This window comes from Pseudomonas sp. N-137 (assembly GCF_034555295.1).
GTDB lineage: Bacteria > Pseudomonadota > Gammaproteobacteria > Pseudomonadales > Pseudomonadaceae > Aquipseudomonas > Aquipseudomonas rhizophila.
Window position 1 is genome coordinate 256,687 of record NZ_JAXUDQ010000004.1, and the last position, 19,560, is coordinate 276,246.

Below are 19,560 nucleotides of genomic sequence, written 5' to 3' on the forward strand. Positions count from 1 at the left end.
GGTGTTCACCGCAAATCCCTTGTGGGAGCGAGCCTGCTCGCGATTGCGGCAGATCAGCTTGCATCAGTGTTGAATGTGCCGCCGCCATCGCGGGCAAGCCTTGCTCCCACAGTGGTTTTTCAGGGCTAACCGATTCGGTGTCCACCGCAAATCCCTTGTGGGAGCGAGCCTGCTCGCGATAGCGCTGGGTCAGCTTGCATCAGTGCTGAATGTGCCGCCGCCATCGCGGGCAAGCCTTGCTCCCACAGTTTTTTTCAGCCCATTCATAGTCGGCGTGGCTTTAGCCTTCCACCAACTGACGCACTGCAACAATCTCCGGCAGGTCGCTACGAGCCATGTAAACCCGCAACGGTTCGGTGAGGTTGATCCGGTCGTCGATGTTCTGGTCCAGCAGCAGCTGGATGCGCTGGCGACTCAGGGCCATGGTGCCGTCTGCCACCGGAGTCCAGACAAATTCGCAGGTGGGGATGATGCCGTCGTCGGCCACGTCCATGCCAAAGGCATCTTCGCTGAAGCGCACGATGTACTGGCCGGTTTTGCGGTTCAGGCCGACAAAACCCTTGAGCTGGTCGGCGGCCTGGCAGATGAATGTCGAAGTGGTGCGCATGGTAAACCTCATGGATGCGTCCCGCAGGACGTCTGATCGATGGTTTACACGCAGGGCAATTGGATGCTGTCTTCGGGTTTCCCTCTGCCGGGGAAACTGGTGCGGCCAAGCGTACTGCAAAGCGACCTGGAAAAGCGTGGGAAAAATCTGCTTTGCGCATTTTTATGTCGGTATAGCGATAGCGCCAGGAACGTTCAGTTGTTAAAAGATAGGTCTTTGCGAAACCCACGAAAGGATCTCGAACATGCCTGTCACCTTCACCCGTAGTGCCCTGATGCTGAGCCTGCTGCTTGGCTTCGGCCAGACACAGGCCGGCGAAGCCGCGCCCCCCAAGTCCCTCGCGGCCCTTCAGGGCATTCCTCACCCAGCGGTGATCGCCCACCGCGGCGCCTCGTTTGACGCGCCGGAAACCACCGCCGCGGCCTACAAACTGGCCCGCGACCTGGGCGCCGATTACCTGGAACTGGACCTGCAACGCAGCAAGGACGGCGTACTGTTCGTGCTGCACGACGACAGCTTGCTGCGCACCTCCGATGTCGCGACCAAATTCCCCGAGCGCAAGGACAGCACCGCCAACGAATTCACCATGGCGGAACTCAAAACCCTCGATGCCGGCAGTTGGTTCAACACCGCCTACCCGGACCGCGCCCGCCCGTCGTTCGTGGGCCTGAAAATCCTCACCCTCGACGAAGTCATCAACATCGCCGAAGGCAACCCGCTGCACAAACCGGGGCTGTACATCGAAACCAAGGAGCCGAAGCTGTTCCCCGGCATTGAGCGCGACTTGAAGGATAAACTGCATGACCGCGGCTGGTTGAGCCCGTCGGGCTCCAAGCTCGCCAAACGCGCCACCGGTGTAGGTCAGGGCAAAGGCAAGGTGGTGTTGCAAACCTTCGAAAAGAGCAGCCTCGAACTGCTGCAAAAAGAAATGCCGAACGTGCCAAAAGTCCTGCTGTTGTGGGTGGGCGATGGCTACATCGAGGCCAAGTCGAAGGTGACGTTTGCCGAGTCCGGCGAAACGGACAAGGCGGCCTATTACGCCAAACAGCAGCCCAAGGACAACGCCGAGTTTGAACAATGGGTTCAATTCGCCAAGGCACAAGGCGCTATCGGCACCGGGCCGTCCGCCGCGTTGACTCAAGGCGGCAGCCAGAGTTATTCGGATCTGGTGCAGCCGTGGATGAACCAATACACCCATGACCAGGGTTTGTTGGTGCACGTTTATACGGTTGATGAAGCGGTGGACTTCAGAAAAGTGCTGGAGGCCGGAGTGGATGGCATCTTTACCAACCGCGCCAGCGAACTGCTCAAATACTTGAAGCGTCCCGAAACAGGCAGCGTGGCGCAGGTGCTGGAGAACAACGGTTACTGAATTAAGGGTGAATTAAGTTGCCACAGTTAATCTGAAGCCACTTAAACGACACACCCCTTAATCACAGCAAGGAAAGAACACATGAAAACTTTGACTGCCCTGTTCACCGCCGCAGCCCTGACCCTCAGCGCCGGCCTGGCCCAGGCTGATGTTCGAGTCGACCAGATTCCTGAGTTGGTCAAGAGCGGAAAAATCAAGCCGCTGGAAGAGATGAACCAAGCAGCCCTGAAGTTGCACCCAGGCGCAACCATCACCGACACCGACCTGGATAACCACTTCAACGGTTATGAATATGAAGTTGAACTGAGAATGGCCGATGGCACAGAGTGGGATGTAGACTTTGACGCAACTACCGGCAAAGTCCTGAGCGACAAGCAAGACCGTTAATTGGTCACTAAAATGAGCCGCGCAACCTCAGGGTTGCGCGGCTTTTTTGCATCTATCGACAACTACCGCTAACGACCGTCAGGCACTCAACCGCGCCGTCACTTCATTCAACTGCCCCGACAAACCGTGCAGGTTCCGACTCGCGGCTTCGGTGCGCTGCACATTGTCCAGGTTAGTGCTGGCGATGCAGGTGATTTCGGTCAGGTTACGCGAGATGTCTTCAGCCACCGAGGTCTGCTCTTCTGCGGCAGTGGCGATCTGACGGTTCATGTCGCGAATCGCTTCCACGGCCTGGGTAATGCGTTCGAGCATCACACCGGCCTGAGTCACCTGCTCCACACTTTCTTCACTGCGCGACTGACCGCTCTCGATGGCCTGGGCTGCATCCACCGCACCGGTTTGCACGGTCTGGATAATCTGGTTGATCTCGATGATGGACGAGGCGGTGCGCTGGGCCAGACTGCGCACCTCATCGGCAACCACCGCGAAACCGCGTCCAGCCTCGCCAGCCCGGGCCGCTTCGATGGCAGCGTTGAGGGCCAACAGATTGGTCTGCTCGGCGATACCGCGGATGACTTCCAGCACCTTGCCAATGCGCCCGCTATCGGTTTCCAACTGGCGGATGACCGTGGCCGTGTTGGCGATTTCACCGCGCATGCGGGTGATGGTGTGAATGGTCCCTTGCATGACCTTCTCGCCCTGCTGCGCCGAGTGATCGGCGTCATCGGCGGCCTGTGCCGCGTCGGCGGCATGGCGAGCGACTTCCTGGGCGGTGGCGGACATTTCGTTCATCGCCGTCGCCACCTGGTCGGTGCGTTCGAATTGCTCGCTGGTGCCTTGGCTCATCAGGCTGGCGATGGCATTAAGCTCGCCGCTGGCACTGTCCAGTTCCGTGGCACTGCGCTGCAGACGCGAGAAGGTTTCGGCGAGAAAGTCGCGCAGGGTATTGGCGGCCAGCGCCAGGTCACCCAATTCGTCCTGCCGGTTGCTGACTACCCGCTCGGCGAAACGGCCGCGACTCAGTTGGGTCACGTATTCGATCAGGTTGCGGATCGGCTGCACCAGGTTGCGATTGACCAGCCACAGGCTGAACAGCCCGATCAGCAGGCCGGAAACCAGCATGATCACGGTGCCCAGCATAATCGTGCGATCGGCACCGGCACTGATCTGCGCCGATTGTTCGCTGGCAAGTTTGCGCAACTCCACCACCAGCGCACTCATTTGCTCGCTGGCCGCGCGGTCCACACCTTTGACCGCCGCATCACCCGCCGCCGCATCGCCGCCCGCCGTCACAAACGCATCACGGCCCTTCTGGTAGGCCGCACCCAATTGACGGTGTTCGTCTCGCAGACCCTCGATCCGAGTCTTGATGGGTGTCGCAACCCCTTCAAGGGCGATCAACTGGCCAAGAATACCCTGGACATCATGCTGGCGATCTTCGAACTGCTTCCAGTATTTAGCCAGGTCTGCCGGCTGCTTGCCGCGCAGCAGAACGTTTTTCCATTCCTGGACCTGCACCTTGAATTGCAGGTTGGCCTCATCGATCAACTGCGACGCACGCAACGGGCCATCGATCAGGTTGCGATAGTTCTGGACGCCGTTGGAGAGGAAATGGAAAGACGCCAGGGCAATCAGCAACATCGCCAGCAGGCTGCCACTGAGCAAGGCGAGAATCTGCGCTCTCAGGGATTTTTGTAGAAACATGGAGGGAAATCTCTTGAAAAGAAGAAAGAGCCAAGCTCACGGACGACACGTCCCGACCTCCATGTTCGTGGTTTGCAGTGTCGCAACCGAATGCGGGATATGTACAAGCCATCGACCCGCCGTGCGCATTCTTGAGCCTTCGCGACGACCGGTAGCAGGCGTTTGATGATTGGACATGTCCTGTCCAGACAAGCCCTTTTGTCGCCGCAACGGAACTTAAAAGTCTTTTTGTCATTTCTTCTGCTGTATCCTGCCCAAGCTTTGTAAAAGCGCGGATCTACCAGATCTACCAACAGACTTTGCGAGGAGCGCGATATGCACGAGATTCCTAATCTCCCCTTCCCTAGCCTGCACGAAACTGAGCAGACGACCACGCTACAAGCCGGGGGGCAACCAGACGCCCAGCAACCCGAGCCCAAAGAAGCCACTGAACGCCGCCAGGCCGACAGCGAAGACTGATTCACCCGCACGACCAGACCGTGTGGAAAGCGCTAAGATGCGCTTTCCACACTGCCTGAATCCTGAGCCCCCCATGACCGATGACCCTACCTTCAGCGAAGCCCAAGCCAGCGTCCTGATCGGCACCGCCGAAAAGATGGTCGATATCTGGACGCGCCTTTCCCCAGAGAAACAAGCCGCCCTGCTGGCACGATTTGGCACTGAAGAAAACGCCCTCGCTGCATTGGTCACCACACACCTGGTGGCCGGACAAGACGACACCCCAGCGCCATCCGGCAAATAGTTTTACTTTTCCACGCTTCACGGTCGCAGGCACCGCTATCATAAGCAGCCTATCTATCCTGCTGCTCCGTGGACTCTTTACCCATGCCAGATACCCAGCGCCCCTTGGCGGTCACGCTGCAAGTCGTTTCCATCGTTCTGTTCACTTTCATTGGCTACCTGAATATCGGCATTCCCCTCGCCGTGTTGCCCGGGTTCGTCCACGGCGAACTGGGTTTTGGCGCGGTGATCGCCGGGTTGGTAATCAGCGTCCAGTACCTGGCCACCCTCCTCAGTCGTCCTTATGCCGGACGGATCATCGACAACCTGGGGAGCAAGCGCGCGGTCATGTTCGGCCTCGCCGGTTGCGGGCTGAGCGGTGTGTTCATGCTGGCGTCTGCCTGGACGTCAAACCTACCGACGCTGAGCCTGATCAGCCTGCTGATCGGCCGCCTGGTGCTGGGCAGCGCCGAAAGCCTGGTAGGCTCGGGATCGATTGGCTGGGGCATCGGCCGGGTCGGCGCGGCGAATACCGCCAAGGTGATTTCCTGGAACGGTATCGCCAGCTACGGCGCGCTGGCGATTGGCGCGCCGTTGGGGGTGTGGCTGGTGAAATCCCTGGGGCTGTGGAGCATGGGCGTCAGCATTATTTTGCTGGCGTTGCTGGGGCTGGCGCTGGCCTGGCCGAAAACGGCGGCGCCCATTGTCACTGGCGAACGGCTGCCTTTCATGCATGTTCTCGGACGCGTCCTGCCCCATGGCTGCGGCCTGGCCCTGGGCTCCATCGGTTTTGGCACCATCGCCACGTTCATCACCCTGTATTACGCCACGCAGCAGTGGGACAACGCAGTGCTGTGCCTGAGCCTGTTCGGCGCCAGCTTCATCGGCGCGCGCTTGCTGTTCGGTAATTTGATCAACCGCCTGGGCGGCTTCCGGGTGGCGATTGCCTGCCTGTCGGTGGAAACCCTGGGGTTGTTGTTGCTGTGGCTGGCGCCGGATGCGCACTGGGCCTTGGCCGGCGCGGCATTGAGCGGCTTCGGTTTTTCCCTGGTGTTCCCGGCGCTGGGGGTGGAAGCGGTCAACCTGGTACCCGCCTCCAGCCGTGGCGCGGCGGTGGGCGCCTATTCGTTGTTCATTGACTTGTCCCTGGGGATTACCGGGCCGTTGGCCGGTGCGATTGCCGCAGGTTTCGGTTTTGCTTCGATCTTTTTGTTCGCCGCGCTGGCGGCCTTGGGCGGGTTGTTGCTGAGTCTCTACCTGTACCGCCAGGCGCCGAAGTATCGCCAGGAGCGGGAGAAAAACTAGAAATCCACCTTGCCGCGCCCGGCTTTGATCGAACCGCGCTTGGTCTTGGATTCCAGGCGACGTTTCTTCGAGCCCAGGGTCGGTTTGGTCGGACGGCGCTTCTTTTCGACCTTGGTGGCGTTGAGGATCAGCTCGGTCAGGCGTTCCAGGGCATCGGCCCGGTTCTGTTCCTGGGTGCGGTATTGCTGGGCCTTGATGATCAACACGCCGTCGCTGGTGATGCGACTGTCGCGCAGCGCCAACAACCGCTCCTTGTAGAAATCGGGCAAGGACGAGGCCGCAATGTCGAAACGCAAGTGCACGGCGCTGGACACCTTGTTGACGTTCTGCCCGCCGGCGCCTTGGGCACGGATGGCCGTCAGCTCGATCTCGGCGTCCGGGATGTGCACAGTGTTGGAAATTGCCAGCATGGAAAAAGAGGTCCGGTATCAGGACCCACAGAATACCGCGAATCCCCAAGACAGCGACCAACCCTTGTGGGAGCGAGCCTGCTCGCGATAGCGGTGGGTCAGCTTGCATCAATGCTGAATGTGCTGGCGCCATCGCGAGCAGGCTCGCTCCCACAGGGATCAGCATGAGTCTGAATACAACAAACCCGGCCAAGTGCCGGGTTTGTTGTATTTCAAGGACGCTTACTTGGCGGCAGCGGCCACAGCCATGTCCTGCCGGGCACTGCGCTTGTTCTTGATCAGGTAGCACACCCACATGAACACCACCCACACCGGAATCGCGTAGACCGATATCTGGATGCCGGGAATCAGCAGCATTACCCCAAGAATGAACACCACGAACGCCAGGCAAACGTAGTTGCCGTACGGATACCACAGCGCCTTGAACAGCGGTGTCTGGCGGGTCTGGTTCATGTGCTGGCGGAACTTGAAGTGCGAATAGCTGATCATCGCCCAGTTGATCACCAGGGTCGCGACCACCAGCGACATCAACAACTCCAGCGCATGCTGCGGGATCAGGTAGTTAAGCAGCACCGCCACCAGCGTGACCGCAGCAGAAGCCAGGATCGAACGCACCGGCACGCCACGCTTGTCGATCTTGGCCAGGGCCTTGGGCGCATCGCCCTGTTCGGCCATGCCCAGCAGCATGCGGCTGTTGCAGTAGGTGCCGCTGTTGTACACCGACAGCGCGGCGGTCAGCACTACGAAGTTGAGGATGTGCGCCGCCGTATTGCTACCCAGCATCGAGAACACCTGCACGAACGGGCTGCCGCTGTAGGCATCGCCGGAGGCATTGAGTGTGTTCAGCAGGCTGTCCCATGGGGTCAGGGACAACAGCACCACCAGGGCACCGATGTAGAAAATCAGGATCCGGTAGATCACCTGGTTGATGGCCTTGGGGATCACGGTTTTCGGTTTGTCCGCCTCGGCAGCGGTGAAGCCAAGCATTTCCAGGCCACCGAAGGAGAACATGATGATCGCCATCGCCATCACCAGACCGCTCACGCCGTTGGGGAAGAATCCACCATGGGCCCACAGGTTAGTCACCGAAGCTTGTGGGCCACCGTGACCGCTGACCAGCAGATAGCTGCCCAGGGCAATCATGCCGACAATTGCCACGACCTTGATGATCGCGAACCAGAACTCGGCCTCGCCAAAGACTTTGACGTTGGCCAGGTTGATGACGTTGATCAGGACGAAAAACGCTGCCGCCGAAGCCCAGGTCGGGATGTCCGGCGCCCAGTAGTGAATGTACTTGCCGACCGCGGTCAGTTCCGACATGCCCACCAGGATGTAGAGAATCCAGCAGTTCCAGCCCGACAGGAAGCCGGCAAAACCGCCCCAATACTTGTGGGCAAAGTGACTGAAGGAGCCGGCCACTGGCTCCTCGACAATCATCTCGCCCAACTGGCGCATGATCATGAAGGCAATGAAGCCGCAAATGGCGTAACCGAGGATCATCGACGGGCCGGCTGACTTCAGCACCCCCGCCGAGCCGAGGAACAGGCCTGTACCGATCGCGCCGCCGAGGGCGATCAGTTGAATGTGTCGATTTTTCAGGCCGCGTTTCAGCTCGCCTGAATGCGTATTTTCTACAACGGTCATGCGTCACCTATTTGTTTTTATCTGTGACGAAATCGAACCCGACACGCTCGTGGCGTGGCGGAGTGAACAAGGCGGATAACCTTGAAAATGCGTGGGTACGCGAAGGGTCACAGTAAAACGCGGCGCATTGTACACCGCTGCCCCACTGCGACCAGACACCCGCGCACCCCGTACTTCAGGTCTGCCGCGCATCTGACCCGTCCCGCCGGTTTGAAACAAGCGCTGCAAAGTGTCGGAAACCCCGTCAAACCGACCTTCTCGGCAGTTTTTTCTTACAGCGCAGCCAAACGCCGGTATAGACCGATTTGATAGGCAAAAATCGTCAGCATTTCTTTACAAACCGTAACGCAAACTTTCCGTGTGGGAATTTTCTGTAAGCTGACTGCAAATTGACGGTAGCTAGCTACCTAAGCAAAAAACTACACAGCCAACTGTTTTTGAATAACTAATTTCTTCGGTAAAAATGGAATAAAAAGTTCAAACGAAAAAAATAAATTATTTTTTTGCATTCCAAAAAACCCTCGACTAGGTTTTCAGCGACTTGCCAAGGCGTCGTGCCGGCAGGTTTTGCGCAGCCGCTTCCGGTCAGTTCTCCATCGCGGAATCGACTTCGCAATTTTCCGTAAAAGTCATCTAGGAGATTCACTATGCAAGCACTGGACAAAGACTTGGAAACCGAACTGCAACTGGACGAATGGTTTGAAGCACCGACCCACGAAGCCGCAGTTGAAATGATGCAAGCCGACGCCGTTGTTCCGTTCGGCACGGCGATGTGGCCTCTGTAAGCATCGCCCGGCGGAGGCGATCCGGCCGGTCGGCTCCGCCACTTTGCAGATTTCAGGGAAGCCAAACACCACTGTCAGGGAAGAATAAGCATGGACACACAACGAGCCATCTCACATTTCCTTTACTACCTTGAACATCATCCCGCCCTGGCCGGCATCCAGCCAGCCAAGGTGTTGCTCGGCCATACCGCCGACTACGAAGCACTGACCGGGGCTATTGCCGAACAGGCTGGCAGCGGTTCACCCTTCCGGTTCAGCACCATGCGCCTGGACCTTGAACCCACGGAGCGACTGTCCAAGGCGATTGCCGACAGCGATCTGTACATTTTCTTCTACGACTCTTCCACCCTGCCCAACCCACGCCCCGACGGCCCGGACTTTGTTCGCGCGTTGCAAGGCGTGATGGCGGACAACTGGAAGAAATCGCTGCTGTTCAAGGACTACGGCGATTATTTCTACGACACCTTCAGCGTGATTCCTCAGCGCATCGCCGGGCTCAACAGTCACCTGATCCGGCGCATGTCCCAAGCAACGACGTTGAGTTTTCAGGATGACCACGGTTCGTATTTCGATACGGCCCTCAACAGCGTCAAGAAATGGACCGACATCAACGGTGTTGGCAACTACGACCTGGCACCCGGCGAAATCGCTACCCACAGCGACACCATTAACGGTCAGGTGAAGTTCGTCGGCACTTTCCTGAGCACCATCCCGTTCGCCCGCAAATACGGCGTACTGCAATCGCCGCTGGAGTTGTGGATCGAAGACTCCACCATTCAGAAAATCGCCAGCGATGTGCCGGGCCTGGAACACGACTTCAATAAATACCTGGACGCCAACCCGTCCAACCGGCGTATCGAGGAACTGGGCATCGGCACCAACGAAGGGGTCAAGAGCCTCTATGCCCGCAATGCCGGTTTCGAGGAGCGCCATTGCGGCCTGCACCTGGGGCTGGGTGGCGGGGCCAAGGGCAGCCATCATCTGGATCTGATTTTCGAGAGCGGTGTGTTGGCGTTGGATAACGAGCCGATGTTTGATGGGCGGTTTGTGCTTTAGGTTGGGATTTCTGTAAGGCTGATGCCGCCATCGCGAGCAAGCTCGCTCCCACGGTTGAGCTTCAGCGAATGGAAGATCTGCGACCGACACCGTCCCAGTGTGGGAGCGAGCTTGCTCGCGATGGCGGACTATCTGTACCGCATCACTAAAACCAAGCCAAAAAAACGCCAACCACAAGGGGTTGGCGTTTTTTCTTGCAGCTAGAACCTCACAACTGCCTCACTCCGGCTTACGACGCCCAAACCCCGGACGCTGCCCCGAACCCGCTGGGGCACCGCGACGTTTGCCCGATGGCGTGTCGCGGTCGACCAGGACGATGCCCGGGCGCTTTTTCGCTGCGGGTTTGGCCGGACGCTTGGTGTCGGCCGGGCGATCCGCCACCGGCGTACCACGACCGGCCGGAGCACCGCGACCTTCGCCGCGCTCGGTACGACCGTTGGCCGGACGTGGCGTGCGCGGGCCGCGTTCGCCGTCCTGACGTGGCGCAGGCTTGCGGGCCGGGCGTTCGCCTTCGATCTGCGGCTCGCGGGACGGACGCGGACCTGCGGCCGGGCCATCAGCGGCAGGACGCAGCGTACGCACGCGCTCGGTCTTGCCCATCGGACGCGAGGATTTACGCTGCATGCGCTCCAGCTTGTCCTTGCTCTTGGCGGTCATCTGCGGCATCGCTACCGGCTTGAGGCCGACTTCGGCGGCCAGGATGTCGACCTCGTACTGGCTCATTTCGCGCCAGCGGCCCATCGGCAGGTCGGAGTTGAGGAACACCGGACCGAAACGCACGCGCTTGAGGCGGCTGACCACCAGCCCCTGGGATTCCCACAGGCGCCGTACTTCACGGTTGCGGCCTTCCATCACCACGCAGTGGTACCAATGGTTGAAGCCTTCGCCGCCCGGAGCCTGCTTGATGTCGGTGAAACGCGCCGGGCCATCTTCCAGCACAACGCCGGCCTTCAGGCGCTCGATCATTTCGTCGTCGACTTCACCACGTACACGCACGGCGTATTCGCGGTCCATCTCGTAGGACGGGTGCATCAAGCGGTTGGCCAGCTCACCGTCGGTGGTGAACATCAGCAAACCGGTGGTGTTGATGTCCAGGCGACCGATGTTGATCCAGCGGCCTTCTTTCGGACGCGGCATTTTGTCGAACACGGTCGGACGGCCTTCCGGGTCGTCACGGGTGCAGATCTCGCCGTCGGGTTTGTTGTACATGATCACGCGGCGCACCGTTTCGGCGGCCTCTTCGCGCTTGATCACCTTGCCATCGATGGTGATGGCGTCATGCATGTCGACACGCAGGCCCAAGGTGGCATCTTTGCCGTTGACCTTGATCCGGCCCTGGGTGATCCAGGTTTCCACGTCGCGGCGCGAGCCGACGCCGATACGGGCGAGGACTTTTTGCAGTTTCTCGCCTGCTGGGCCGATTTCCTGGCTGTCGTTCTGGTCTTGGTCTTTCATTCTGGGCACCTCCCGGTGTGGTCGGGTCAGGCGTGGCCTGACACTTTGAAAACGGGTCTATGACGAAGGGATCGCCAAAGGGTCGCGAATCATACGCTCGTTAAGGCATTTGCGCATCAGAGACTAGCTGATCGACGAACCTTCAGCGCTTTTTCCGCCGACCGGTGGCGCCCAGTTTGATCAGGCGCAAGGCCGCTTCGGCCAACACCGTGCGCTTGTCATCCTTGTCGAGTTTCTTCCAGGCCTTGATCTCGCGCTTGCTGCGGCCACAGCCGATGCAGATGTCGTCGTCGAACTTGCAGAGGCTGATGCAGGGGTCTTTGGTGGAACTCATGGTGCACCGCATGACTTAATGTGGGAGCGAGCCTGCTCGCGATAGCGATTTCACCTTCAAAAATGATGTTGGCTGACAGACCGCCATCGCGAGCAGGCTCGCTCCCACAATGGGGCGGCGCTGTGTCAGCCGTGATCAATCGTCGAACTGGCGTCGTTCGTTTTCAATCGCTTCGGCCAGGGCGCGGGCTTCGGCTTCTTCATCGCTGAGCTCAGGCTCGGGTTCGCGTGGTTCGAGCGCGGCCACGGCGGCCAGCAGTTTTTCCCGGGCCGCGGCTACGCCAAGAATGTCTTCTTCTGGTTCGGGGTCAGGTTCGACCTGAAGTTCAACTTCGCTGCCCGGTTGCGCGGGTTCATCCATTTCGCCTTCAGACCCCGGCCCCTCACGCAGCAGATCGTCGAAATCGGTCTTGAGCCCCTCCTCCATGGTGTCCAGTTCCAGCAACAACGAATGGAAACTGGTTTCTTCCTTGGGTTCCTCCGGCTCGGCGCTGGCGTCGGCCAGCTCTTGCAAGCTTTGGGGCACCGGGGCGTCGTCGAATTCCAGCATCGGCTCGGGTTCCAGCTCCCGCAGTTCGGCCAGCGGCGGCAGGTCGTCGAGGTTCTTGAGGTTGAAGTGATCGAGAAAGGCCTTGGTGGTGGCAAACATCGCCGGTTTACCCGGCACGTCGCGATAGCCGACGACCCGGATCCACTCGCGCTCAAGCAGCGTCTTGACGATGTGGCTGTTGACCGCCACGCCCCGCACATCTTCGATTTCACCTCGGGTGATCGGTTGGCGATAAGCGATCAATGCCATGGTTTCGAGCATGGCACGGGAATAGCGCTGAGGCCGCTCTTCCCACAAACGCCCGACCCAGGGCGAAAATTTCTCGCGGATCTGCAGGCGGTAGCCGGAAGCCACTTCCTTGAGTTCGAACGCCCGCCCCTCGCAGGACTTACCCAGGAGCGCCAGGGCTTTCTTGAACACGGCCGGCTCGGGCCGCTCGCCTTCTTCGAAGAGTTCGAACAAGCGCTCCATCGATTGCGGTTTTCCCGAGGCCAACAGGAAAGCTTCAAGCAACGGCGCCAGCTCGCGGGGTTCAGTCAGATTCATTGATTTGCTCGTTATTCGGCTCGTGCCCGCACGTGGATCGCTGCGAACGGCTCATTCTGCACCAGCTCGACCAAGGATTCCTTGACCAATTCCAGGACCGCCATAAACGTCACCACCACGCCCAGCCGCCCTTCCTCGGCGGTGAACAGCTCGACGAAGGGCACAAAGCCGCCGCCCTTGAGCCGCTCCAGCACATCGCTCATGCGCTCGCGGGTGGACAGGGCTTCGCGGCTGACCTGGTGACTTTCAAACATGTCGCCCCGGCGCAGCACCTCGGCCATGGACATCAGCAACTCTTCGAGGCTGACATCCGGGAGCAATTTACGTGCTCGCGCCTCGGGTGCATCGAGCTTGGGCACCACCACATCGCGCCCGACCCGGCTCAAGCCATCGATGCCTTCGGCCGCCACCTTGAAGCGTTCGTATTCCTGCAGGCGGCGGATCAGTTCGGCGCGCGGATCGTCTTCCTCCTCCTCGATCTCTGCCGAGCGTGGCAGCAGCATTCGCGACTTGATCTCGGCGAGCATGGCCGCCATTACCAGGTATTCGGCCGCCAGTTCCAGTCGCACCGACTGCATCAGCTCGACGTAGCCCATGTACTGGCGGGTGATTTCCGCCACGGGGATGTCGAGGATGTTGATGTTCTGTTTGCGGATCAGGTACAGCAGCAGGTCCAGCGGCCCTTCGAAGGCTTCAAGGAATACCTCCAGCGCATCCGGCGGAATGTACAGGTCCAGGGGCATTTCCATGACCGCCTGGCCATAGACCATGGCGAACGGCAGCTCTTGCTGAGCGCCGGCCTGGCTGTCGGCGCTCTCAACGGCGGTTTCCACTGCGGACACTCAGGCCTCGACCAGGAACGGGGCTGGATCGCCGCAACCGATACGCACCACTTGCGGCTCGCCATCGGCCAGGTTGATCACCGTGGACGCCTTCATCCCGCCGAAACCGCCGTCGATGATCAGGTCGACCTGATGCTCGAGCAATTGGCGCATCTCGTAAGGGTCATTCATCGGCTCCGTCTCGCCGGGCATGATCAAGGTCACGCTCATCAGCGGTTCACCCAGCTCGGCCAGCAACGCCAGGGCAATGGGGTGGCTGGGCACCCGCAGGCCGATGGTGCGTTTTTTCGGGTGCAGCAACAGCCGCGGGACTTCCCGGGTGGCGTTGAGAATAAAGGTGTAAGGCCCAGGGAGGTGGGCTTTGAGCAGGCGGAAGGTGCCGGTGTCGATCTTGGCGAACAGGCCCAACTGCGACAGGTCGCTGCAGATCAGCGCAAAGTTGTGCTTGTCATCCAGCTGACGCAGGCGTCTTACCCGCTCTACAGCGTTCTTGTCGCCAATCTGACAGCCGATGGCGTAGGAAGAATCGGTGGGATAGACCACCACACCACCGCCCCGAATGATTTCCACCGCCTGTTTGATCAGGCGCGCTTGCGGGTTTTCCGGATGAATCTGGAAAAATTGACTCACGTGTTCTACCTGTTCAGACGGTGGCGGTAACGGGATCATGTTTGAATCTACACCATAGTGGTGGCAGATCTTCCGGCAACGGGCGATATTCGCCTATCTCGGACCAGCCTCCAGGGCCATGAAAATCACTGCCGGCGGTCACCAGCAGGCCGAACTCACGGGCCAGAATCGCCAGGCTGCCGACCTGCTCGGCAGGCTGATGGCCATTGACCACCTCGATGGCGTGGCCCCCTGCTTGAATATAGTCGGCCACCAGGCGGCGGCGCTTGCTGCGGGTGAAATCATAGTGCCACGGATGCGCCAGGCTGACCCAGGCTCCGGCGGATCGCAGGGTTTGGACGGTCTCTTCCAGGGTCGGCCAGTGTTGCTTGACGTCCCCGAGCTTGCCGGCCCCCAGCCATTTGCGAAACGCTTCGGCGCGGTCCTTGACGAAACCTTCGCGCACCATCCAGTCCGCGAAGTGCGGACGGGCCGGGGCGTTGCCACTGTCGCCCAGTTCCTGCTGGATCTGCCGGGCGCCCTCAAGCGCACCAGGCATGCCCTTTAGCGCAAGCTTGCGGCTGATCTCTTCGGCACGCAGCCAGCGGCCGTCGTGCAGTTGCGCAATGGCCTGGACCAGTGACGGCGCATTTACATCAAAACCGTAACCCAGCACGTGAATAGTCGCGCCGCCCCAGGTGCAGGACAACTCGACCCCGTTGACCAGTTGCATGCCCAGCGTCGTCGCCGCGCTACGGGCCTCGTCGAGGCCTTCGAGGGTGTCGTGATCGGTCAGGGCCAGGACTCGCACGCCGTGCTCGAACGCCCGCGCCACCAGAACCGCAGGCGCCAGGGCGCCATCGGAGGCCGTGCTATGGCAGTGCAAATCAACATTCACGAGAGTTTGTTACCTCAAATCAGCTGGCCCTATCGCGGCCAAGGATGTTTGTTATTATGCCGCCACATCCTGCTTCTGGCTGCCACTGTGAAACAATTCATCGACTTCATCCCGCTTCTGCTGTTTTTCATCGTCTACAAACTTGACCCACGGACCGTCGACATTGCCGGTCACTCCTTGACTGTAGGCGGTATCTACAGCGCCACCGCGATGCTGATCATCAGTTCGCTGGTGGTCTATGGCGCCCTGTTCGTGGCCCAACGCAAGCTGGAGAAAAGCCAGTGGCTGACCCTGATCGCCTGCCTCGTCTTCGGCAGCCTGACCCTGGCCTTCCACAGCGAAACTTTCCTTAAGTGGAAAGCCCCGGTGGTCAACTGGCTGTTCGCCCTGGCGTTCATCGGCAGTCACTTCGTCGGCGATCGCCTGCTGATCAAGCGCATCATGGGCCACGCCTTGAACCTGCCGGACGTCATCTGGACCCGGCTCAACATCGCCTGGATCGGCTTTTTCCTGTTCTGCGGCGCCGCCAACCTGTTCGTCGCGTTCACCTTCCAGAGCTACTGGGTCGACTTCAAGGTCTTCGGCAGCCTGGGCATGACGCTGCTGTTCCTGATTGGCCAGGGCATCTACCTGTCCCGTCATCTGCACGATGCCGATACCACCACGCCAAAAACCGAGGACTGACATGCTCTACGCAATCATTGCCACCGACGTCGCCAATTCCCTGGAAAAACGCCTGGCCGCCCGCCCTGAACACCTTGAGCGCCTGCAACAGCTCAAGGCCCAAGGCCGAATCGTGCTGGCGGGCCCGCACCCGGCAGTGGACAGCAACGACCCCGGCGCGGCGGGTTTCTCCGGCAGCCTGATCGTCGCCGAGTTCGATTCCCTGGCCGCGGCGCAAGCCTGGGCCGAAGCCGATCCGTTCGTGGCCGCCGGTGTCTACGCCAATGTCGTGGTCAAGCCGTTCAAGCAAGTCCTGCCTTAACAACCCGATGCGTGATGAGCCTTCGCGGCTCATTGCGCTCAATCGCTCATTGTTCTCGTTTACCTGCCGACAACCTGTCTAATCTCGATTGGAATTCAGGAGTTGCAATGCGCAAAGGTCCGCTGTGCCTGTTAGGGGTCATGTTGGTGATCGGGGCTCCCGCCCATGGGGAAGAAAGCACCGACGGCAGTCATTCGACGCCCTTGTCCTTGAGCGCAGGCAGTCAGATCACCGAATTGCAGCAACGCTTGAAAAACAGCGAACGCATGCGCGAGGAACTGACCCAGCAACTGCAAAACGCCAACAGCGAACGCGAGAGCGCGCTGGTGAGTCGATTGCGCCAGGAGAACCAGCGTCTGAAGCTGCAACTCAAGGAAGCCCAGGCCAGCCCCCTGCCACGCCTGCTGACCGATCAGCAGCAGTGGTTCGTCATTGGTGCCGGGGTAGCGCTATTGGCCCTGCTCTGCGGTATCTTTGCCAGCGGTGGACGTAGACAACGTCGGCAATGGCTAAATTGAGTGAGTCATGAGCGAGCTGTTACTGATTGATGATGACCAGGAGCTGTGTGAGCTCCTCGGCAGTTGGCTGGGTCAGGAAGGTTTTCTGGTCCGGGCCTGCCACGATGGCCATAGCGCCCGCAAGGCCTTGGCCGAAACCGCCCCGGCGGCGGTGGTGCTGGATGTGATGCTGCCCGACGGCAGCGGCCTGGAACTGCTCAAGCAGTTGCGCAACGATCATCCGGAGCTGCCGGTGCTGATGCTCTCGGCCCGTGGCGAACCGCTGGATCGCATCCTGGGCCTGGAACTGGGGGCCGACGATTACCTGGCAAAACCCTGCGATCCACGGGAACTGACCGCCCGCCTGCGCGCGGTCTTGCGCCGCAGTCATCCGACGGCGGTGTCCAGCCAGATCGAACTGGGCGACCTGACCTTCAGCCCGGTGCGAGGCGTGGTCAGCATCGATGAGCAGGAGCAGACCCTCACTGTTTCCGAAAGCCGCCTGCTCGAAGCGCTGCTCAAGCAGCCGGGCGAGCCACTGGACAAGCAGGAACTGGCGCAGATCGCCCTGGGACGCAAGCTGACCCTGTACGACCGTAGCCTCGATATGCACGTAAGCAACCTGCGCAAGAAAATCGGCCCGCACGCCGACGGTCGCCCACGCATCGTGGCCCTGCGTAGCCGGGGTTATTACTACAGCCTTTAAGCGCTGCGCCTAAGCGCTGCGCCGCTGGGCTGTGGGCGCAAAGCTCGCTCGCGATGCAGGCGCCTCGGTTCCCTCAGAGATCGCGTTACTTTCATCGCGGGCAAGCCTTGCTCCCACAGGGCTTTGTGCTCGGTCCTGCAGATTTGTCAGGCCTGCGCCAAAACGTCTTTACCCAAGCTTTACCCACCCCTGACCGCCGCTGACCTTGATCTGCGTAACCTGAACTCATCCGGAACTGACCGGGAACGAGACAAGGAGATACACCATGCGCAAGACCCTCATCGCTCTGATGTTCGCTGCTGCCCTGCCTACCGTCGCGATGGCCATGCCTGAAGGCGCCGGCCCGATGGGACCAATGGGCCCGATGGATGGCCCGCGTCATGGCGGCCAGATGCACGACAAAGGTCCGTACAGCCAATTGGACCTGAGCCGCGAACAACGCCAGCAGATCCGCAAGATCATGGGCGAACAGCGCCACGAGCGCCGCGAACTGGTAGAAAAGTACCTGGCCAAACTGTCGCCAGCCGATCAGAAAGCCATGAAAGATGAAATGGCCGCCCGGCACGAAAAAGTCGACGCCCAGATCCGTGGGTTGTTGAAGCCTGAGCAGCAAAAAGAGTTTGACGCCATTCAGAAGAAGCAGGCCGAGCGTCGGGCCGAGTGGGCCGAGTTCAAGGCCTGGAAAGCGCAACAACCGCAAAAGGCGCAATAATGCGCTGAAGCACCCCAGCCCAACGGCCAATCGCCGTTGGGCTTTCTTTGTTTTTCGAGGATTGATCGTGCGTTCACTGTTTTGGCGCATCCTGGCCAGTTTCTGGCTGGCCATCGCCCTGGTTGCAGGGCTTTCGATTCTGCTGGGCCACATGCTGAACCAGGACGCCTGGATCCTCAGCCGCCATCCGGGCCTCAACACCCTGGCCGAAGAGTGGACGCAAACCTTCGAAAGCCAGGGCGAAGACGCCGCCGAACAGATCCTGCAACAGCGCAAGCATCAGTATCACATCAACGTCCAGGTGCTTAACGAGAGCGGTGCCCCAGTGGTACGCGGCACTTTCCCGCGTCGAGCACAGGCCTTCGAGGCGCGACAGAACGACAACGACCGACGCCTGCCCTGGCGGCGCTTGACCGACGAGTTCACCAGCGCCAAAACCGGCGACACTTACCTGTTCATCTACCGCATACCCCACCCCGAACTGGATGCCTGGCACCGCGGCAGCCTGCTCTGGCCTCTGAGTGCGCTGGGGATCGCGTTGGTGGTACTGACGTTGTTCAGCCTGCTGGTGACCCTGTCCATTACCCGTCCGTTGAGCCGCCTGCGCGGTGCAGTGCATGATTTGGGGCAGACCACCTACCAGCAAAACAGCCTCGCCAAACTGGCCAATCGCCGGGATGAATTTGGTGTGCTGGCCACCGACTTCAACCGCATGGGCGCGCGCCTGCAAAGCCTGATCGCCAGCCAGCGCCAACTGCTGCGCGATGTATCCCACGAACTGCGCTCGCCCCTGGCCCGGCTGCGCATTGCCCTGGCATTGGCTGAACGAGCCAGCCCCGAGGAGCGGGAAAAACTCTGGCCGCGCCTGACCCGCGAATGTGATCGTCTGGAAGCGCTGATCAGCGAAATCCTGGTGTTGGCCCGGGTCGATGCCGACAACGCCAGCGCTGAAGAGGTGGACCTCAACGATCTGCTGGTTACCCTGCAAAAAGACACACAGCTGGCCTCTCCAGAACAAAGCGTGCAATTGGACGTTGAACCGAACCTGACCCTAAAAGGTTGGCCGACCATGATTGAACGGGCCCTGGATAACCTGCTGCGCAACGCCCAGCGCTTCAATCCGGTCGGTCAACCGATCGAAGTCCGCGCGCTGCGCCAAGGAGAGCGGATCATGGTCAGCGTGCGCGATCACGGACCGGGGGTGGAGGCCGAACACCTGGGCCAGTTGGGCGAACCGTTCTACCGCGCCCCCGGCCAGACCACTGCAGGTCATGGCCTGGGCCTGGCCATCGCCCGCCGCGCCGCCGAGCGTCATGGCGGCGCGCTGGTGCTGGCCAACCATTCCGATGGCGGATTTATCGCGACGCTGGAACTGCCATTGGTACCGGGGGCCGTGGTGCAACCCTAAAATCAAACATTAACTTGTGGCAAGAGAGT

23 protein-coding genes are annotated in these 19,560 nt (G+C 60.2%); 13 read left to right on the forward strand and 10 right to left on the reverse strand.

The genetic code is table 11. The annotated features are described in order from the left end of the window. Positions 1-280: 280 nt before the first annotated feature. Positions 281-607, reverse strand: coding sequence for a DUF2025 family protein (locus tag T3A99_RS01590; RefSeq protein ID WP_076383729.1), 327 nt, complete (start codon positions 605-607; stop codon positions 281-283). A 244-nt stretch (positions 608-851) separates the two neighbouring features. On the opposite strand from T3A99_RS01590, the gene T3A99_RS01595 reads away from it, so the two are divergent. After that, positions 852-1,979: a glycerophosphodiester phosphodiesterase gene (locus T3A99_RS01595; protein WP_274089919.1), complete on the forward strand. Its 1,128-nt coding sequence runs from the start codon at positions 852-854 to the stop codon at positions 1,977-1,979. An 81-nt stretch (positions 1,980-2,060) separates the two neighbouring features. Then, positions 2,061-2,366, forward strand: coding sequence for a PepSY domain-containing protein (locus T3A99_RS01600; RefSeq protein ID WP_274089920.1), 306 nt, complete (start codon positions 2,061-2,063; stop codon positions 2,364-2,366). 78 nt (positions 2,367-2,444) lie between these two features. On the opposite strand, the gene T3A99_RS01605 is transcribed toward T3A99_RS01600, so the two are convergent. After that, entirely contained in the window at positions 2,445-4,070 is a 1,626-nt protein-coding gene (locus T3A99_RS01605) for a methyl-accepting chemotaxis protein (RefSeq protein WP_173406640.1), read from the reverse strand. A 315-nt stretch (positions 4,071-4,385) separates the two neighbouring features. Here T3A99_RS01605 and T3A99_RS01610 point away from each other — a divergent pair, with 315 nt between their 5' ends. From T3A99_RS01610 to T3A99_RS01620, 3 genes are all read left to right on the forward strand, one after another. After that, the gene (locus T3A99_RS01610; protein WP_172833788.1) at positions 4,386-4,529 is read left to right on the forward strand and encodes a hypothetical protein; all 144 of its coding nucleotides are present in this window, start codon (positions 4,386-4,388) and stop codon (positions 4,527-4,529) included. A 37-nt stretch (positions 4,530-4,566) separates the two neighbouring features. Then, positions 4,567-4,812 (forward strand): hypothetical protein, encoded by a 246-nt coding sequence (locus tag T3A99_RS01615; RefSeq protein WP_076383727.1) that lies wholly within the window; start codon positions 4,567-4,569, stop codon positions 4,810-4,812. A gap of 83 nt (positions 4,813-4,895) precedes the next feature. Beyond that, complete coding sequence (locus tag T3A99_RS01620; RefSeq protein WP_047226973.1) at positions 4,896-6,095, forward strand: MFS transporter; 1,200 nt, start codon at positions 4,896-4,898, stop codon at positions 6,093-6,095. Here the strand turns inward: T3A99_RS01620 and arfB are convergent. Together arfB and T3A99_RS01630 are read right to left on the reverse strand one after the other, a co-directional pair. After that, positions 6,092-6,505 (reverse strand): alternative ribosome rescue aminoacyl-tRNA hydrolase ArfB, encoded by a 414-nt coding sequence (gene arfB, locus T3A99_RS01625; RefSeq protein ID WP_047226974.1) that lies wholly within the window; start codon positions 6,503-6,505, stop codon positions 6,092-6,094. The two genes, T3A99_RS01620 and arfB, sit on opposite strands and share 4 nt — an antisense overlap. A gap of 222 nt (positions 6,506-6,727) precedes the next feature. Further along, positions 6,728-8,149: an amino acid permease gene (locus T3A99_RS01630; RefSeq protein WP_047226975.1), complete on the reverse strand. Its 1,422-nt coding sequence runs from the start codon at positions 8,147-8,149 to the stop codon at positions 6,728-6,730. A 647-nt stretch (positions 8,150-8,796) separates the two neighbouring features. Between T3A99_RS01630 and T3A99_RS01635 the strand changes: the two genes are divergently transcribed. Together T3A99_RS01635 and T3A99_RS01640 are read left to right on the forward strand one after the other, a co-directional pair. After that, on the forward strand, positions 8,797-8,934 hold the full coding sequence (locus tag T3A99_RS01635) for a hypothetical protein (RefSeq protein WP_003178782.1): 138 nt from the start codon (positions 8,797-8,799) through the stop codon (positions 8,932-8,934). Between the two features lie 90 nt (positions 8,935-9,024). Continuing rightward, entirely contained in the window at positions 9,025-9,990 is a 966-nt protein-coding gene (locus tag T3A99_RS01640) for a leucyl aminopeptidase (protein ID WP_076383726.1), read from the forward strand. 219 nt (positions 9,991-10,209) lie between these two features. Here T3A99_RS01640 and rluB read toward each other — a convergent pair whose 3' ends face one another. The 6 genes from rluB to T3A99_RS01670 all read right to left on the reverse strand — a co-directional run bounded on the left by rluB (position 10,210) and on the right by T3A99_RS01670 (position 15,223). Then, complete coding sequence (gene rluB / locus T3A99_RS01645) at positions 10,210-11,445, reverse strand: 23S rRNA pseudouridine(2605) synthase RluB (protein ID WP_047226977.1); 1,236 nt, start codon at positions 11,443-11,445, stop codon at positions 10,210-10,212. Positions 11,446-11,587: 142 nt separating this feature from the next. After that, positions 11,588-11,779, reverse strand: a complete 192-nt coding sequence (locus tag T3A99_RS01650) for a DUF1289 domain-containing protein (protein ID WP_047226978.1) — start codon at positions 11,777-11,779, stop codon at positions 11,588-11,590. 135 nt (positions 11,780-11,914) lie between these two features. Continuing rightward, the gene (gene scpB / locus T3A99_RS01655; RefSeq protein ID WP_076383724.1) at positions 11,915-12,874 is read right to left on the reverse strand and encodes an SMC-Scp complex subunit ScpB; all 960 of its coding nucleotides are present in this window, start codon (positions 12,872-12,874) and stop codon (positions 11,915-11,917) included. Between the two features lie 11 nt (positions 12,875-12,885). Further along, positions 12,886-13,584 carry a segregation and condensation protein A gene (locus tag T3A99_RS01660; RefSeq protein WP_160893268.1) on the reverse strand — a complete coding sequence of 233 codons (699 nt, stop codon included), beginning with the start codon at positions 13,582-13,584 and terminating at the stop codon, positions 12,886-12,888. A 132-nt stretch (positions 13,585-13,716) separates the two neighbouring features. After that, positions 13,717-14,346 carry an L-threonylcarbamoyladenylate synthase gene (locus T3A99_RS01665; protein ID WP_047226981.1) on the reverse strand — a complete coding sequence of 210 codons (630 nt, stop codon included), beginning with the start codon at positions 14,344-14,346 and terminating at the stop codon, positions 13,717-13,719. Positions 14,347-14,359: 13 nt separating this feature from the next. Further along, complete coding sequence (locus tag T3A99_RS01670; RefSeq protein WP_139049332.1) at positions 14,360-15,223, reverse strand: PHP domain-containing protein; 864 nt, start codon at positions 15,221-15,223, stop codon at positions 14,360-14,362. 87 nt (positions 15,224-15,310) lie between these two features. On the opposite strand from T3A99_RS01670, the gene T3A99_RS01675 reads away from it, so the two are divergent. The 6 genes from T3A99_RS01675 to T3A99_RS01700 all read left to right on the forward strand — a co-directional run bounded on the left by T3A99_RS01675 (position 15,311) and on the right by T3A99_RS01700 (position 19,531). Next, complete coding sequence (locus T3A99_RS01675) at positions 15,311-15,907, forward strand: septation protein A (protein WP_047227122.1); 597 nt, start codon at positions 15,311-15,313, stop codon at positions 15,905-15,907. Position 15,908: 1 nt separating this feature from the next. Then, complete coding sequence (locus T3A99_RS01680; RefSeq protein ID WP_107321994.1) at positions 15,909-16,208, forward strand: YciI family protein; 300 nt, start codon at positions 15,909-15,911, stop codon at positions 16,206-16,208. 107 nt (positions 16,209-16,315) lie between these two features. Then, positions 16,316-16,726, forward strand: coding sequence for a translation initiation factor 2 (locus T3A99_RS01685; protein ID WP_047226984.1), 411 nt, complete (start codon positions 16,316-16,318; stop codon positions 16,724-16,726). 7 nt (positions 16,727-16,733) lie between these two features. Continuing rightward, a complete protein-coding gene (locus T3A99_RS01690; protein WP_047226985.1) occupies positions 16,734-17,411 on the forward strand; it encodes a response regulator transcription factor in 678 nt (225 codons plus the stop codon). Positions 17,412-17,676: 265 nt separating this feature from the next. Beyond that, positions 17,677-18,123, forward strand: coding sequence for a Spy/CpxP family protein refolding chaperone (locus tag T3A99_RS01695; RefSeq protein ID WP_047226986.1), 447 nt, complete (start codon positions 17,677-17,679; stop codon positions 18,121-18,123). Positions 18,124-18,190: 67 nt separating this feature from the next. Next, positions 18,191-19,531 (forward strand): sensor histidine kinase, encoded by a 1,341-nt coding sequence (locus T3A99_RS01700; protein ID WP_076383721.1) that lies wholly within the window; start codon positions 18,191-18,193, stop codon positions 19,529-19,531. The last annotated feature ends 29 nt before the right edge of the window (positions 19,532-19,560 follow it).